This is a genomic window from Flavobacterium bomense (assembly GCF_003970355.1).
Genome location: NZ_RYDJ01000012.1, coordinates 1 through 16,081 on the forward strand (window position 1 = coordinate 1; position 16,081 = coordinate 16,081).

The 16,081-nt window shown below is 35.0% G+C and carries 15 protein-coding genes; 8 read left to right on the top strand and 7 right to left on the bottom strand.

The genetic code is table 11. From position 1 onward, the window contains the following. Positions 1–300 precede the first annotated feature (300 nt). Entirely contained in the window at positions 301–2,553 is a 2,253-nt protein-coding gene (katG, locus tag EKL98_RS10745) for a catalase/peroxidase HPI (RefSeq protein WP_126562348.1), read from the top strand. 77 nt (positions 2,554–2,630) lie between these two features. On the opposite strand, the gene EKL98_RS10750 is transcribed toward katG, so the two are convergent. The 7 genes from EKL98_RS10750 to glyA all read right to left on the bottom strand — a co-directional run bounded on the left by EKL98_RS10750 (position 2,631) and on the right by glyA (position 8,943). Beyond that, positions 2,631–3,059, bottom strand: a complete 429-nt coding sequence (locus EKL98_RS10750) for a DoxX family protein (protein WP_126462804.1) — start codon at positions 3,057–3,059, stop codon at positions 2,631–2,633. Positions 3,060–3,378: 319 nt separating this feature from the next. Beyond that, positions 3,379–3,876 (bottom strand): GNAT family N-acetyltransferase, encoded by a 498-nt coding sequence (locus tag EKL98_RS10755; protein ID WP_126562350.1) that lies wholly within the window; start codon positions 3,874–3,876, stop codon positions 3,379–3,381. 20 nt (positions 3,877–3,896) lie between these two features. Next, complete coding sequence (locus EKL98_RS10760; RefSeq protein WP_126562353.1) at positions 3,897–5,693, bottom strand: ATP-binding protein; 1,797 nt, start codon at positions 5,691–5,693, stop codon at positions 3,897–3,899. A 10-nt stretch (positions 5,694–5,703) separates the two neighbouring features. Continuing rightward, positions 5,704–6,156, bottom strand: coding sequence for a response regulator (locus EKL98_RS10765; RefSeq protein ID WP_231507360.1), 453 nt, complete (start codon positions 6,154–6,156; stop codon positions 5,704–5,706). 29 nt (positions 6,157–6,185) lie between these two features. Then, the gene (locus EKL98_RS10770; protein WP_126462812.1) at positions 6,186–6,746 is read right to left on the bottom strand and encodes a helix-turn-helix domain-containing protein; all 561 of its coding nucleotides are present in this window, start codon (positions 6,744–6,746) and stop codon (positions 6,186–6,188) included. 196 nt (positions 6,747–6,942) lie between these two features. Beyond that, positions 6,943–7,536 carry a tRNA-(ms[2]io[6]A)-hydroxylase gene (gene miaE / locus EKL98_RS10775; RefSeq protein ID WP_126462815.1) on the bottom strand — a complete coding sequence of 198 codons (594 nt, stop codon included), beginning with the start codon at positions 7,534–7,536 and terminating at the stop codon, positions 6,943–6,945. A gap of 132 nt (positions 7,537–7,668) precedes the next feature. Further along, complete coding sequence (glyA, locus tag EKL98_RS10780) at positions 7,669–8,943, bottom strand: serine hydroxymethyltransferase (RefSeq protein ID WP_126553685.1); 1,275 nt, start codon at positions 8,941–8,943, stop codon at positions 7,669–7,671. 109 nt (positions 8,944–9,052) lie between these two features. On the opposite strand from glyA, the gene fahA reads away from it, so the two are divergent. From fahA to EKL98_RS10810, 7 genes are all read left to right on the top strand, one after another. Next, positions 9,053–10,336, top strand: coding sequence for a fumarylacetoacetase (gene fahA / locus EKL98_RS10785; protein ID WP_126562355.1), 1,284 nt, complete (start codon positions 9,053–9,055; stop codon positions 10,334–10,336). Positions 10,337–10,600: 264 nt separating this feature from the next. Beyond that, on the top strand, positions 10,601–10,849 hold the full coding sequence (locus EKL98_RS18500; protein WP_317125386.1) for a hypothetical protein: 249 nt from the start codon (positions 10,601–10,603) through the stop codon (positions 10,847–10,849). A gap of 125 nt (positions 10,850–10,974) precedes the next feature. Continuing rightward, the gene (locus tag EKL98_RS18505) at positions 10,975–11,163 is read left to right on the top strand and encodes a hypothetical protein (protein ID WP_143392182.1); all 189 of its coding nucleotides are present in this window, start codon (positions 10,975–10,977) and stop codon (positions 11,161–11,163) included. A 471-nt stretch (positions 11,164–11,634) separates the two neighbouring features. Further along, positions 11,635–12,252, top strand: a complete 618-nt coding sequence (locus EKL98_RS10795) for a GNAT family N-acetyltransferase (protein ID WP_126462824.1) — start codon at positions 11,635–11,637, stop codon at positions 12,250–12,252. A 132-nt stretch (positions 12,253–12,384) separates the two neighbouring features. Next, positions 12,385–13,578: an argininosuccinate synthase gene (locus tag EKL98_RS10800; RefSeq protein ID WP_126562357.1), complete on the top strand. Its 1,194-nt coding sequence runs from the start codon at positions 12,385–12,387 to the stop codon at positions 13,576–13,578. Between the two features lie 223 nt (positions 13,579–13,801). After that, positions 13,802–14,779 (top strand): N-acetyl-gamma-glutamyl-phosphate reductase, encoded by a 978-nt coding sequence (gene argC, locus EKL98_RS10805; RefSeq protein WP_126562359.1) that lies wholly within the window; start codon positions 13,802–13,804, stop codon positions 14,777–14,779. 118 nt (positions 14,780–14,897) lie between these two features. After that, positions 14,898–16,034 carry an aspartate aminotransferase family protein gene (locus EKL98_RS10810; RefSeq protein WP_126562361.1) on the top strand — a complete coding sequence of 379 codons (1,137 nt, stop codon included), beginning with the start codon at positions 14,898–14,900 and terminating at the stop codon, positions 16,032–16,034. Positions 16,035–16,081: the final 47 nt, after the last annotated feature.

The following is a 16,081-nucleotide window of genomic DNA, read 5'->3' on the forward strand; positions in this document are numbered from 1 at the left end:
AAAAATGACTCTTAAAATACAGATTTACAATAATTTCAAAGAACTTGTTTTATTTTTTAGTGGACACTAGTGAAATCAGAACTAAAAAAAAGTGGAGCCCAATTCTAGTAAACTAGTGCACTTAAAACCAAAAGAATACCAATACACAAATGCAGATGACTTTTTAATTGATTATTCTTAATAAATTGATAAATTCAGAATTAATGACAACCACTATAGTTTTTATCTATTAAAAATTAATTTAGGAAAAGTAATTTGTATGTAACTTTGCTTTAAAGAAAATAAAAAACAAATCATACTATGGAAAATAACACAAACCCGAGCTCCACATCTTACGATGTCAACGGAGAAAACAAATGTCCATTTAATCATGGTGCGAGTGCTGGTACTCCTGCAAAGCATGGTGCTGGTTCAGCTTCCTCAAATCGAGACTGGTGGCCAAATCAGTTAAAATTAAACATTTTACGCCAACACTCTGAACTGTCAAACCCAATGGGGGATTCGTTCAATTATGCGGAAGAGTTCAAGTCTTTAGATTATGCTGCCTTAAAGCAAGATATTATGGATTTATTGAATACTTCACAAGATTGGTGGCCGGCAGATTATGGTTTTTACGGAGGATTCTTTATTAGAATGGCATGGCATAGTGCAGGAACTTATCGTATTGCTGATGGACGCGGTGGTTCTGGAGCTGGTACACAACGATTTGCACCACTAAACAGTTGGCCTGATAATGCGAATCTAGACAAGGCTCGTTTGTTACTATGGCCCATCAAACAAAAATATGGCAGAAAAATTTCTTGGGCTGATTTATTAATTTTAAGTGGTAACTGTGCATTTGAATCCGCAGGATTTAAAACTTTCGGTTTTGCTGGAGGTCGTGAGGATGTTTGGGAACCAAATGAAGATATTTATTGGGGTTCAGAACGGGAATGGTTAGGTGACAATCGTTACAATGAAGAACGCGAATTAGAACAACCGCTAGCCGCAGTTCAAATGGGATTAATCTATGTAAATCCAGAAGGGCCTAATGGAAATCCAGATCCAGTATTGGCCGCTCATGATATTCGTGAAACGTTTGCTCGTATGGCAATGAATGATGAAGAAACCGTAGCGTTAAGTGCCGGTGGACATACATTAGGTAAAACCCACGGTGCTGCAGATCCAAATAAATATGTAGGACGAGAACCGGCTTCAGCCCCTATTGAGGAGCAAAGTAAAGGCTGGAAAAACAGCTTCGGTACCGGAAATGCAGGGGATACAATAACCAGCGGTCTTGAAGGAGCATGGACAACAACACCTGCAAAATGGAGTAATAACTATTTTGAAAATCTCTTTGGATACGAATGGGAATTGACCAAAAGTCCAGCTGGTGCCCATCAGTGGAAACCAAAAGGGGATGCAGGCGCTGGCACGGTGCCAGATGCTCATGATCCTTCCAAAAGTCATCAACCGTTTATGCTGACTACAGATCTTTCATTACGTTTTGATCCTGCTTATGAAAAAATATCAAGACGCTTTCTAGAAAATCCGGCAGAATTTAATGATGTATTTGCCAGAGCATGGTTCAAGCTTACTCACCGAGATATGGGACCAAAAGTACGTTATCTGGGACCAGAAGTTCCTGCTGAAGAACTAATTTGGCAAGATCCAATTCCTGCGGTTACACATCCATTGGTTAATGATCAAGATATAGTTAACCTTAAAACTATTATTCTTGCTTCAGGATTGTCTGTTTCAGAATTAGTTTCAACTGCGTGGGCATCTGCCTCTACTTTCCGTGGTTCTGACAAACGTGGGGGAGCTAATGGGGGTCGCATTCGTCTTGCTCCACAAAAAGACTGGAAAGTGAACAACCCAGCACAACTGGAAAAAGTGCTTAACAAACTTGAGAATATCAAAAAAGAGTTCAATAGTGCTCAATCTGATAGTAAACAAGTTTCAATTGCTGATTTAATTGTTTTAGGTGGTAGTGCAGCGATAGAGAAAGCGACATCAATAGCAGGTCAAACTATCTCAGTACCATTTACACCTGGACGTACAGATGCATCACAAGAACAAACAGATATAGAATCATTTGACGTTCTTGAGCCTCAAGCAGATGGTTTCCGTAACTATGTTAAAACAAAATATACGATATCAGCAGAAGAAATGCTGATTGACAAAGCGCAATTATTGACCTTAACAGCTCCAGAAATGACTGTTCTTGTAGGCGGTATGCGTGCATTAAATTCAAACTTCGATCAGTCTCAAAATGGTGTTTTCACGAAACATCCAGAAACCCTTACAAACGATTTCTTTGTAAACCTACTTGATTTAGGTACCACCTGGAAAGCAGTTTCTGAGTCAGATGACGCATTCGTAGGAAGTGATCGTACAACAGGCGGATTGAAGTGGATAGGAACTCGTGTAGATCTTATTTTTGGTTCTAATACGGAACTAAGAGCCATAGCTGAAGTTTACGGCTATAAAAACGGTCAAGAAAAATTTGTAAAGGACTTTGTAGCAGCATGGACTAAGGTGATGAACCTAGACCGTTTTGACTTACTTTAATTTAGATTTTATAATTTGTTTAAAAAGGTGGTCTGGCAACAGACCATCTTTTTTTATTTGTAATTGGATTTACAAGTTCATTCATTCTTCATCAAAGCTTTATCCACAGACCAAAATCCACTCCCTTTTATTAGTAAATAAAAACTACCTAAAAGCATTGCCCAATCAGTTCTGCTACCATGAAGCAGTTCCCAAAATCCGTTTTCTAAATAAACATCTGATTTTGTTGTTGCAAATGCTACTAGCATAACTATAAGTAAAGGAATACTTGCTAAGCGCGAACACAACCCAATTAAAAGTAAGACGCCACAAATAATTTCAAATGCACCAACAAAACTTCCTAATAAATCAGGTGAAGGCAAACCTATTTTTTCAAATCTCCCAGCTCCGCGAATTGCTGGAAACAAAAACTTTTGAATACCTTCCGATAAAAACACTGCTCCTACTATGAAACGAATGATTATTGTGGTTTTTGAATTGTCTGTATTAATGATTTTTTCTAACATATTATTTTCTTATTGGTGATTCTGTTTGTGGGTGTCTTGATCGTAAAAAAAGGTGCGTTTTCCATTGCATGACATCGGTTACAGTTGATTGTTATATTCTCAAATTCTTTATTAAAGATCAAGGTGTCCTTACTTTGAATACTTTTTTTCATTTCGGGTAAAATAACCGTCAAAAAATGGTCGGCTGATGCTGCTCTTTTGGGACTCCGCTCAAGTCCATTTTTTATGGTGGTGTACTGTCATCTACTTTTATAACTCCGGAAGTATACGCACTCTTCCTAACTTCTCCTGCTGTTGTTCAATAAGCAATTTTTGGTGATTATAGCTTTTTTTCCATTCTGTAGTCTTCCATTTTATACCCGTGCTTTAGTTCAATATCCTCTTCGGAAACAATTTCAAACCCTATTTTTTTATAAAAAGACAATGCGTTGTTGAATTTATTTACGTTCAAAGAGACCGCAACCGAATTATTTTCTCTAGCCAAATTTTCAATTGTATCAATCAATAGCTTCCCTGCTCCTTTTCCTTGTGCTTCTGGAAGCAAATAAATCTTGTGCAGCCGCGTTAGGTTTTGCGCTAAATAATTATGTGAATAAGAGGCAAAACCAAGGCAAAATTCATCCTGATGTACCAAAAGAAAACGATGTCCTTTTTGGATCAAATTTTCAAGTAATGCGTGTTCTGAATAAAAGAGTTCAAGCATATAGTCAATTTGTTCTTTTGACAATATGGCTCCATAAGTTTGAGGCCAAGTTTTATAGGCAATCTCCTGAATGGTTTTTAAATCTTTCGTAGTAGCTTCTGATATTGATATCATTCTGTTTTTTTGTAATTTAATTAAATCACATCCCCTTTTGGAATAAAAATATAAAATTTAGCCCCTACATTTGGCTTCCCTTTTACTTGTATAAAACCATTGTGGTTGTCTACAATTCTACTGCAAATAGCCAATCCCAACCCGGTTCCTGAATATTTAGAATCAGTTTCCAAACGCTTGAACAAAAGAAATATTTTTTCGGCATATTCCTGTTTAAAACCTATTCCGTTATCAGTAACAACAATCTTATAATACTCGTCTTTATTGCTTATTTTATACTCCCGGACTTCTTTATCCGTAATGTTTTTAGAAGTGATACTTATTTCAGGAGCTGTATCTTCCTTGCTGTATTTAAGTGAATTGGAAATCAAATTAATAAAGAGCTGTTTAATTTGAAAAGGTATTGCAGTAATGGTTGGTAATTTACCTATTTGAATTTCGGCTTTTTTCTCTTCAATATTTGATGATAAATCCTGGAGTATTTCGCCCAAAACTACATTCAAATCCGTTGTTACAAAAACTTTATCGCCTTTTATAGTTCTGGAATAATTGACTAAATCAATTAATAACGTTTGCATTCTGTTAGCTGCCACTCGTACTTTAGAAAAATATTCCTTCCCTTGTCGTGAAATCAAGTCCAATTCTTTTTCTTCCAGTCTGGAAATGAACATTTGAATCTTACGAAGCGGTTCTTGCAAATCATGGCTTACAATGTCATTAAAAGCTTCCAGTTCTGTATTAATATATTTTAGTTCTTTGTTACTTTCTTCTAATTCAAGTGTTTTTTTATATTGATTAGTGATATCATAATTTACCCCAATTTTTATTAAATCTCCTTTTCCATTAGTAGTAAAACTTCCAACACCCATAATATATTTGATATCGCCGCTTGGTGTTAAAAACCGAAATATCATGGAAGTCGACTGGTGATTTATCAAAGAATCCAGGTGTACTTTAGTTACATATTCTAAATCATCGGGATGTATGTACGGAATCGAATTTTCAATATTAGGTTCGAAAGCTTTAGGCTCAACTCCCATTAAACGGAATAAATTATCTGAAAAAGTATACTTTTTTGTTTCTATATTAACCATCCAATGTCCAAAACCTGCTGTTTTTTCTGCAGCGTTGTAGGATTCGTTTAGTAAATTTAATGCGTCATTTGCTTTTTTGAGTTCGTCAATATCAACATTCATTTTTTGAAAGGAAAGCAATAAAATCAAAAGCGAGAGGATGACTAATAAAAAAGCCGTAATTAAGGAGTCCTGCAATTCAAATTGATGGTTGTCATTTTGAAATTTTGTTTTTCTACTTTCCGAAAATATAATTTCGGTCACAAAGGATTTCATTTCTTCAGTGACTTTACTACTTTCGAGTAACTTTGCATTTAAATCAATCGGGCCGGAATTTTTACTTTTAGCAATAATGTAGGTTTGTCTGAATAACTTAAAGCGGTAATCGATGATTTTTTCGAGCTGTTCAATATCTTTATTTCTCAAAGCGTTATTAGCGGTCAACTCTTTTAACTTTTTGATGCTTTCTTCTATTTTTCCTCTGCTCAAAAACCGATTTTCAATATAGCTGTCCTCTTTTGTTATGATGAAACTCCGCAAACTCGTTTCGTAAATACTGATAATAGACAAAAGTTTCTCTAATTCGATTTGGGTTTCATTTGAATTTGCAATTAATTCAACTGTTGAATCCAGTTTTTCCATTTGAGAATAAAACATCGATGCAATATAACAAACCACAACGATTGCGATGGTCAAAGCTATTTTAAATACTTGAGAATTTTTATAGATTGTTAAAATTTTCATTTATTCTTTTTTATATGCTAAAGAAAAAAGTTTCTATGTTTAGTCCTGAAGAATGAAATTGCCAATTCATGTGTACTACTTCCTTGATTACTTTTTTCAACATTATAAAGTCATTTGGCTTTTTAATATAAATATTGGCTCCTTTAATAAAAGTATCTTCAATATCTTTCTCTGAGGAAGAAGTAGAATATATCGCAATTGAAACCTCTTTAAATCGGCTGTTGGCTCTAATCTCATTCAAACAATCCAGTCCTGTTTTTCCGGGCATATTCAAATCCAAGAATAAAACATGAGGCAACTTACTTAATGGATTTTCTAAATAATCCATCAGATCTTTACCATCTTTAAACAGCGTTAAATCATTGTTCATTTTGAGTTCTTGCAAAGCTTCACTAAAAAAAGTGCGATCATCTTCGTCATCATCAGCCAGAAGAATATGCATTGAATCTTGGTGTGCAATCATAAAATAGGGAATTATTTTTTAAATTTTATTTATTCTTTGTTTGATAATTTCCTTCTTTTACCTACAATTCTTTTAAACAAGGAAGGAGTTAATCCGGTTACTTTTTTAAATTGCGTAGACAAATAGGCTACACTGCTATAGTTTAACTCATACGAAATCTCCGTTAAAGTCAGTTTCTCTTCAATTATTAATTTTTTTGCTCTTTCAATCTTTTGAATAATAATGAAATTCTCAATAGAGGTATGGGTATATTCTGAAAAAACATTAGTGATATACCCATATCTGAAGTTCAGTTTGTCTGCTAAATATTGAGATATCGTTACGTCCGGAAATTTATCTTTATCGTACACTATTTCTATAATAGCATCTTTAATTTTTTGGATTAATTGTGCTTTTGGATTATTGATAATTTGAATCCCATATTTTTTTAAAACATCCTGAAGTGCGTTCAAACTCTCTTCTGAAATAGCATCCACAATTTCAATTTGCCCTAAGTCTAAAAGTTGATAATTAATCTCTAATTTTTCTAATTGCTCTTGCAATATAGCCCTGCAAGCTATGTTTCCATCATAATTAAAATTGAGCTTCATAGCAATAGATAATTGTTAGAATTAAATTTAAAAACATAAATATAAATCAAAAAATATAAATTTACAGCAAAAAAAAATAGTTTAGAATTAAAACAGCATTCTTTAAAAAGAAATAAAACACAAATTACTGATTACTAGTATAATTACGCGAATATAAATTTATTTAAAATAAAAACACAAACACAGAAAATAGATTTTATCCATGAATTGTTTCTTTATTTCCATAATTTGTTATAACATTCTCCTCAAATTCCAGCCATTCTCTCCATCGTTTTTCAACATCGATTCCTACCCCATATTTACGTGCATAGGTTATAAAAGTGGTATAATGTCCTGCTTCGCTTTCCATTAAATTCCTATAAAAAATAGCTAATTCTTCATCGTTGATATTCTCTGAAAGCACCTTGAAACGCTCACAGCTTCTGGCCTCTATCATAGCTGAAAACAATAACCGTTCCACTAAAGCAGAAATCCTGTTTCCGGTAGCGTTTTTTTTCATGTACAGATACAGTTCATTGACATAATCATCCTTACGCTCGCGTCCCAGCTTTAGGCCGCGTTTAATGATAATATCATGTACTTGCTCAAAATGATCAAGTTCTTCTTTGGCCAAAGCCAATAAATCCTTCACTAGATCCTGATGCTCGGAGTTATTGGTGATTATTGTGATCGCATTTGTGGCTGCTTTCTGTTCGCACCAAGCGTGATCTGTGAGGATTTCCTCGATATTTTTTTCTACAATATTGACCCATCTGGGATCTGTTGGTAATTTTAATCGTAGTACGGACATTTTTTTAGTCTTAAAGTTAGAAAGTCATAAAGTCATAAAGTCATAAAGTCGAAAGCCAAAAACTAAGACAGAATATTAAATTCTAATCAAAGACTTTCGACTTTCGACTTTAAAACCTTTAAGACGTATTTTTTAGTATACGAAGATAGCTCTTTCGCTCATCATTTCGTTTACTTTATTGGCTACTTCTTCGATAATATCTTCATCCGTATGGTTCATTAATACCCGGTCTATTAATGCCACAATGGTTTCCATATCTTCCTCAACCAGACCACGAGTGGTAATAGCTGGAGTTCCTACACGAATACCTGAGGTTACAAATGGTGATTTATCATCAAAAGGTACCATGTTTTTATTCACAGTAATTTCTGCTTTTACCAATGCATTTTCAGCATCTTTTCCAGAAATATTTTTATTTCTTAAATCAATTAGCATCATGTGATTGTCCGTGCCGCCAGAAATGATTTCGTACCCTCTTTTTACAAAAGCATCTGCCATTGCATTTGCGTTTTTTTGCAATTGTAACGCATAGGTAAAAAATTCATCTTTCAAAGCTTCGCCAAACGCGACTGCTTTTGCAGCAATAATATGCATTAACGGACCACCTTGATTTCCTGGGAAAACGGCCAAGTCTAATAAGGAAGACATCATTCTGATTTCTCCTTTTGGAGTGGTTAAACCAAATGGATTTTCGAAATCTTTACCCATCAAAATTAATCCTCCACGAGGGCCACGCAATGTTTTGTGAGTTGTAGTAGTTACAATATGGCAATGGGGCAATGGATCATTCATCAAGCCTTTGGCGATAAGCCCGGCAGGGTGAGAAATATCTGCTAATAAAATAGCGCCAACACTATCAGCAATTACTCTGAATCGCTCAAAATCCATATCACGAGAATAAGCCGAAGCGCCTGCGATGATTAGTTTTGGTTGCTCTTTAGTGGCTATTTCTTGAATTTTATCGTAATTTAACCGTCCAGTTTCTTTGTCTACACCATAAAAAGACGGAGTATACAAACGTCCAGAGAAGTTTACAGGAGAACCATGCGTTAAGTGCCCACCATGAGACAAGTCAAAACCTAAAATTTTATCTCCTGGTTTGATACAAGCGTGGTAAACCGCTGTATTGGCTTGAGAACCAGAATGTGGCTGTACATTTGCATATGCAGCACCAAATAATTCTTTAGCTCGATCAATAGCAATTTGTTCCACAACATCAACTACTTCACAACCGCCGTAGTATCTTTTGCCAGGATACCCTTCAGCATATTTGTTAGTTAAAACAGACCCAGCTGCTTCCATTACTTCATCACTTACGAAGTTTTCCGAAGCGATAAGTTCTAATCCGTGAATTTGTCTTTCTTGTTCTTCCAGAATAAGGTCGAAAATTTGTTCGTCGCGTTGCATTTCTTTGATTTTCGTTAATTTTGATGCAAAAATACAAAAAAACGTTTGGTTAATAGTTAGATTATAATATATTTGATGAGTAATTTTTTAACAAAATAATTAACAAAATATGCCGATAACAGCTAACGATACCAATAGAAAGTCCTGGCTAGAAGTACCATTCAATAGTGATTTTCCCATTCAAAATATTCCTTTTGGTGTTTTTTTAACCAAAGAAAACATCGTAACAGTTGGAACTAGAATTGGAGATTTCGCAATCGATTTGGGTGCTTTACAACAATTAAATTATTTTGAAGGTATAGAACTGACCGATGATATGTTCATGCAGGACACTTTAAATGATTTTATTTCAGACGGCCAAAAAACCTGGCGTTTGGTTCGAAACCGAATTGCTGAAATTTTTGACGAAAAAAATCTGAAATTACAAGATAATACCAAAGACAGAGATATAATCATCTTTGAAATGGAAGATATAGAAATGCAGTTACCCGTATTAATTGGCGATTATACGGATTTTTATTCAAGCAAGGAACACGCTACAAATGTAGGAAAAATGTTTCGCGATCCTGAAAACGCATTATTGCCCAACTGGCTTCACATTCCTGTAGGATATCATGGGCGAAGTTCTACCATTATTCCTTCCGGAATTCCTGTACACAGACCTATGGGACAAACCTTACCTAATGGTGAAACCACACCTGTTTTTGGGCCTTCCCGTTCTGTTGATTTTGAACTGGAAACCGCTTTTATCACTACGGATGTCAATATCATGGGAGAAAATATTGCAGTATCCGAAGCCGAAGATTATATTTTCGGAATGGTTTTATTGAATGACTGGAGTGCTCGCGATATTCAAAAATGGGAATACGTGCCGCTAGGCCCCTTCTTAGCAAAAAACTTTGCCACTTCTATTTCACCCTGGATTGTTACTATGGATGCTTTGGATCCCTTTAGAACAAGAGGACCCAAACAAGAACCGACGCCACTTCCCTATTTGCAACAAAAAGGAAAACATTCTTTTGACATTAATTTAGAAGTAGCCATACAACCTGAAAAATCAGAAGCAACTGTGATTTCACGTTCGAATTTCAAATATATGTATTGGACCATGAGCCAGCAATTAGCACACCATACCTCTAATGGTTGCCGTGTAAATTCTGGCGATATGATGGGCTCTGGCACCATTTCAGGCCCTACACCGGACAGTTACGGTTCCATGTTAGAATTATCATGGGGCGGGAAAAATCCTATAAAACTAAAGGATGGAACTGAACGTAAATTCATCAATGATAATGATACTGTTATTATGAAAGGATATTGTCTAAACGGACAAGTACGCATTGGCTTTGGTGAAGTTTCCAGCAAACTGCTCCCTCCTTTTGTTCGCAAATAAAAAATAAAATACTCCTTCAAAAACCTAACAATTGTACTCTTTTTGTTGGGTTTTTTTATGGCTTTTTTTAAGCATTAAACTAAAAACAAAAAAAAATCCACTTAAAATAAACTGCCGGAACAACACCATTATTTAATACTAAACCACAGGGAAAAAATCACCTTTTTATTCTCCTTTTTTGTACTACTCTCCTCATGTGGCGTAAAGCAAACCCAAAACTTGTTAAGCTCCGGAAATTACGATCAGACAATTGATAATTCGAATTTGAATATCAATAAAGACAAAAAAAGCAAGCAGGAATATGTTTATTTGCTGGATGAGGCTGAATTTAAAGGTTTTGATTATGTTTCGGTTTTCACTAAAAACGAAACGAACATGATTATTCCGGTTCGTCTTCAAAATGATTTGTTGGACTTCTGCACATTGGGATTAAACGATAAATTGACTGTTTACCTCAGCAACAAACAAAAAGGAATTGGGTATGATTATGGAATGGCAATCCATTTTAGATAAATTTATATTTCGCCAGAGCAAATTAAAGAAAGATAATTTGTAAAAGAACGCATTATCAAAGACAGTGTCAAAAAACTGATTGATACTAATGGGAAAGAAGTTTTAGACGAAAAAGGAAAGTTGTTATGGTGGATAACCTCAAAACTATAAATGCCACTTACAAAGGAGACCGACTCGCCACTGATGATAATTATTCTTATTTTGACAGAAGTCCAATTCCTTTTCCTAGTAGCGAACAAATGGTTTATGACACTGGAGAAGATTTAAAATCTAAAATTAAAGAAATTATCAACCAAAACAAGTTTAGAAACTGATGTTTTAAAGACTTTACTATTCGATAAACGCCTTGATACTTATGCCTGTAAATGCGTTTTTCTTGGATTAAAAAAAACAACAATCTATTAAAACTTTGTTACAAAAGATAAAAGTAGCGTTGTGTTATAAAAATATGTGTACTTTTGTATCAATGAATACAATAAGTGTACATATAACTTCTTTGTCACGGAAAAACAGACCTTCTACTTCTCCCGAAGTACGGATGCTATCGATATAGTACCCAAAAGCTGTTTCGTATCTTTATTCATTTTATTTTTTTGTTTTGAAATTACCGCTATTTTTCACTGGATCAATCTATCCACAAATTAAAACTAAGGCATCATTAGTGCACTTTAATTCATTTTATTGTACTGCCCTGACCCGTTTTGAAAAAACAATAGATTTTAGAAAAAATGCACTTCAAAAAAGACCCCTAAATCATTTTATAACTCAAAAATCCAGCTTTTGACATGAACATTTCTATCATAACAACTCAGGAAGAACATTATAAATATTCGCAGGAAATATGCGAAACCATAGAATTATCCGCACTATTGAGAGGTACGGGAATTGCTAAAAGAACTCCTGAATACATCCAGAAAAAAATGGAAAACAAAGACGCCATTATCGCATTAGACAACGGGAAATTTGCCGGTTTTTGCTATATCGAAAGTTGGCAACACGGAAAATTTGTAGCACATTCCGGGTTGATTGTACATCCGGATTACAGAAATCTAGGCTTAGCAAAAAAAATTAAATCATTTGTTTTTGACTATTCGTTAAAAAAATATCCAGAGGCTAAAGTTTTTGGAATCACCACTGGTTTAGCGGTAATGAAAATCAATTCCGATTTGGGGTATAAACCTGTTCCTTTTTCAGAATTGACGAGCGATCAAAGTTTTTGGAAAGGATGTCAAACCTGTACCAATTATGAAATTCTAAAAAGTAAAGACAACAAAATGTGTTTATGCACCGGAATGCTTTATGACCCAAAAGAAAAGCCTAAAGATCCGCCTAAGCACCCCTTTAATGTCAAAATATCAAACCGATTAAAATCAATTAAAGAAGCGCTTTTCTTAAAAAAATAACCCCCTCCCCAGCCCTCCCCGAAGGGGAGGGAGCCAAAGAGAAAAATAAAATAATCATAACAAAAAATTCCCCTTTGCCAGTTTCGGCTCCCCCTCCTTCGGAGGGGCTGGGGGGAAGAAAAAACAATAATTATGAAAAAAGTTGTATTAGCTTATAGCGGAGGATTAGATACCTCATATTGCCTAAAATATTTAAAAAACGAAAAAGGATATGAAGTTCATACCGTTCTTATAAATACAGGCGGATTTGATGATGCCGAACTAGCCGCTATTGAAGCAAGAGCTTACGAATTAGGAAGTGCGCAGCATACAAATCTTACCATCGTTGATAAATATTATGACAAAGCCATTAAATATTTGATTTATGGAAATGTATTAAAAAATAATACCTATCCATTATCAGTAAGTGCCGAACGTGTTTTTCAAGCTATCGAAGCGATTAAATATGCAAAATCTGTTGGTGCCGAAGCAATTGCCCACGGAAGTACTGGTGCAGGAAATGATCAAATTCGTTTTGATTTAATTTTCCAAACCATCGCTCCCGAAATTGAAATCATAACTCCTATTAGAGATTTAAAATTATCAAGACAGGAAGAAGTGGATTATTTATCTAAAAATGGAGTTCATTATTCTTGGGAAAAAGCACAATATTCCATCAATAAAGGATTGTGGGGAACAAGCGTAGGCGGTAAAGAAACATTGACCTCAAATCAAACTTTACCAAGTGAAGCGTACCCTTCTCAATTGCAAAAAACGGGTGAAGAAAAAGTGACTCTACAATTTGAAAAAGGACAATTAGTAGGCATCAACGGAACATTGGATACCCCAACAAAAAACATCGTTACCTTAGAAAAACTAGCAAACGCTTACGCTATAGGTAGAGACACGCACGTAGGCGACACCATTATTGGAATTAAAGGAAGAGTTGGTTTTGAAGCCGCTGCACCTTTAATCATCATCAAAGCACACCATTTGTTAGAGAAACATACGCTAGGTAAATGGCAACAATACTGGAAAGAACAACTGGGAAACTGGTACGGAATGTTGTTTCATGAAGGACAATTCTTGGACCCTGTAATGAGAAACATCGAGGCTTTCCTAGAAGACACTCAAACGACTGTAAATGGAACGGTTATCGTTTCTCTAAAACCATATCACTTTACATTGGACGGAATTGAATCTGAAAATGATTTAATGAATACTACGTTTGGTCAATACGGTGAAATGAACAACGCTTGGACATCTGACGATGCCAAAGGATTTATCAAAATTCTGGGGAATGCCCAAAACATATTTTCATCTGTAAATAAACTGACCCATGATTAATTGAAATTCTGAATTAATCAATAAATATAAAATTTAACCACATAGAAACATAGAAAAAAGAACTTATATAGACCAATTTTTGGTTACACAAAGCTATATTTTACTCCAATAAGTGAAAAGCTTTATAAAATTAATAAAATCTATGTATCTATGTGGTTAAAAAATAATACAAATCGAATTACTCCAACAAGGATTAATTCTAGTACGTTTAAAAAATAAGATTATGATTAATATTGGAATAATTGGCGGTTCAGGTTACACTGCGGGGGAACTTATCAGAATATTAATGTTTCATCCCAATGCAACACTTGATTTTGTGTACAGCACGACAAACGCCGGAAAACCACTTCATGTCGCGCATCACGATTTGATGGGTGATATCGAAATGAATTTTACCGATACTGTAAATCCAAATGTGAATGTAGTTTTCTTGTGTTTAGGTCATGGTAAATCAAAATCGTTTTTAGAGAACAATCAATTTGCGAGTCATACCAAAATCATCGATTTGGGAAACGATTTCAGATTAACAAAAGACAAAGATTTCAACGGAAAATCTTTCATCTACGGTTTGCCAGAATTAAACAAAGCGAATATAAAAAATGCCCAATTTATCGCTAATCCAGGTTGTTTTGCAACAGCAATTCAATTAGCGTTATTGCCTTTGGCTAAAAACGAAATGCTTACGACTGATGTTCATATCAATGCCACAACCGGAAGTACAGGAGCTGGAGTTTCACCTTCGGAAACGACGCATTTTAGTTGGAGATCGAACAATATGTCACATTATAAAGCTTTTGAACACCAACATTTGGGCGAAATAAATCAAAGTGTCAACCAATTGCAGGCGGACTATAAAAACGAATTGATTTTTGTACCCAACAGAGGGGATTTTGCCAGAGGAATTTTCGCTACATTATACACAACAATTGAAGAAAATCTGGAAGATGTAGTTGCAAAATATGAGGCTTTTTACAAATACCAACCTTTTGTAACGGTTACCACCACTGGAATCAATATGAAACAAGTAGTTCAAACGAATAAATGTATTATTAGTTTGATGAAAAAAGGAAACCGGCTATTGATTACTTCAGTAATTGATAATTTAACAAAAGGAGCTTCAGGACAAGCCATTCAAAACATGAATTTAATGTTTGGACTGGATGAAACCACAGGATTGCATTTGAAACCAAGCGGATTTTAATCCCCTCCCCAACCCTCCCCGAAGGGGAGGGAGCCAATATGCAAAAAAATAAAATAATCAAATTCTATCTCGTCACCCTCCCCTTCGGGGAGGGCCGGGGTGGGGAAAAATATTTATTATGAACTTATTTGACGTTTACCCATTATACAATATCACACCTGTTAAAGCACTAGATTGTACTATTACAGATGAAAAAGGTGTGGAATATTTAGATTTATATGGCGGTCATGGTGTAATTTCCATTGGACACACCCAACCGGATTATGTTTCCAAATTAAAAAATCAATTGAATAATATTGGTTTTTATTCCAATGCGATTCAGAATCCATTGCAAATAGAATTAGCAGAGAAATTAGGGAAACTTTCAGGATTGGAAGACTACACTTTATTCTTGTGCAGTTCTGGAGCTGAAGCCAATGAAAACGCCTTGAAATTAGCCTCTTTTCACAACAATAAATCTCGTGTGATTGCTTTTGATAATTCCTTTCACGGAAGAACTTCGGCGGCAGTTGCGGTAACAGATAACAAAAAAATTATTGCTCCAATCAATGCACAACAAATCGTTACTTTTTTGCCACTGAATAACATTGAGTTGGTAGAAAACGAACTAAAAAAAGGAGATGTTTCTTCTGTTATAATTGAAGGAATTCAAGGAGTTGGCGGTTTAGACCAAGGCACAACCGAATTTTTCCAAGCTTTAGAAAAAACATGTGCAGCTTATGATGCTGTTTTAATTTTGGACGAAGTGCAATCAGGATACGGAAGAAGCGGAAAGTTTTTTGCACACCAACATCATGATATCAAAGCAGATATTATTTGTCTGGCCAAAGGAATGGGTAACGGATTTCCTATTGGCGGAATCTTGATTTCTCCAAAATTCACAGCGAGTTATGGATTATTGGGAACTACTTTCGGTGGAAACCATTTGGCTTGTGCCGCTGGAATTGCTGTTTTGGATGTGATTGAAAACCAAAAATTAATGGATAACGTAAATGACGTTTACGCCTATTTTTTAGAAGCTATCAAACAAGTTCCTGAAGTTATCCAAGTAAAAGGAAGGGGATTAATGCTAGGAGTAGAATTTGATTTTGACGTAAGTGCACTTCGTAAAAAAATGATTATGGACAAGCATATTTTTACCGGAAATGCGAACAATAAAAACTTATTAAGAATCCTTCCTCCATTGACAATCAAGAAAGAAGCAATTGATACTTTTATTGTAGCTTTACAAGAAACATTGGCAGAATTGAAATGATTTTTTAAACATATAAGTCATCTAACCTCTTAAACTTTTGTGCCTTA

Bases quoted from the DNA above. Each gene is read 5' to 3' on its own strand.
- fahA (WP_126562355.1), top strand. From the start codon at position 9,053: ATGCCGATAACAGCTAACGATACCAATAGAAAGTCCTGGCTAGAAGTA.
- EKL98_RS10810 (WP_126562361.1), top strand. From the start codon at position 14,898: ATGAACTTATTTGACGTTTACCCATTATACAATATCACACCTGTTAAA.
- miaE (WP_126462815.1), bottom strand. From the start codon at position 7,536: ATGTCCGTACTACGATTAAAATTACCAACAGATCCCAGATGGGTCAAT.
- argC (WP_126562359.1), top strand. From the start codon at position 13,802: ATGATTAATATTGGAATAATTGGCGGTTCAGGTTACACTGCGGGGGAA.
- EKL98_RS10800 (WP_126562357.1), top strand. From the start codon at position 12,385: ATGAAAAAAGTTGTATTAGCTTATAGCGGAGGATTAGATACCTCATAT.
- EKL98_RS10765 (WP_231507360.1), bottom strand. From the start codon at position 6,156: ATGATTGCACACCAAGATTCAATGCATATTCTTCTGGCTGATGATGAC.
- EKL98_RS10750 (WP_126462804.1), bottom strand. From the start codon at position 3,059: ATGTTAGAAAAAATCATTAATACAGACAATTCAAAAACCACAATAATC.
- glyA (WP_126553685.1), bottom strand. From the start codon at position 8,943: ATGCAACGCGACGAACAAATTTTCGACCTTATTCTGGAAGAACAAGAA.
- EKL98_RS10770 (WP_126462812.1), bottom strand. From the start codon at position 6,746: ATGAAGCTCAATTTTAATTATGATGGAAACATAGCTTGCAGGGCTATA.
- EKL98_RS10795 (WP_126462824.1), top strand. From the start codon at position 11,635: ATGAACATTTCTATCATAACAACTCAGGAAGAACATTATAAATATTCG.
- EKL98_RS10755 (WP_126562350.1), bottom strand. From the start codon at position 3,876: ATGATATCAATATCAGAAGCTACTACGAAAGATTTAAAAACCATTCAG.
- EKL98_RS18505 (WP_143392182.1), top strand. From the start codon at position 10,975: ATGGTGGATAACCTCAAAACTATAAATGCCACTTACAAAGGAGACCGA.
- EKL98_RS10760 (WP_126562353.1), bottom strand. From the start codon at position 5,693: ATGAAAATTTTAACAATCTATAAAAATTCTCAAGTATTTAAAATAGCT.
- katG (WP_126562348.1), top strand. From the start codon at position 301: ATGGAAAATAACACAAACCCGAGCTCCACATCTTACGATGTCAACGGA.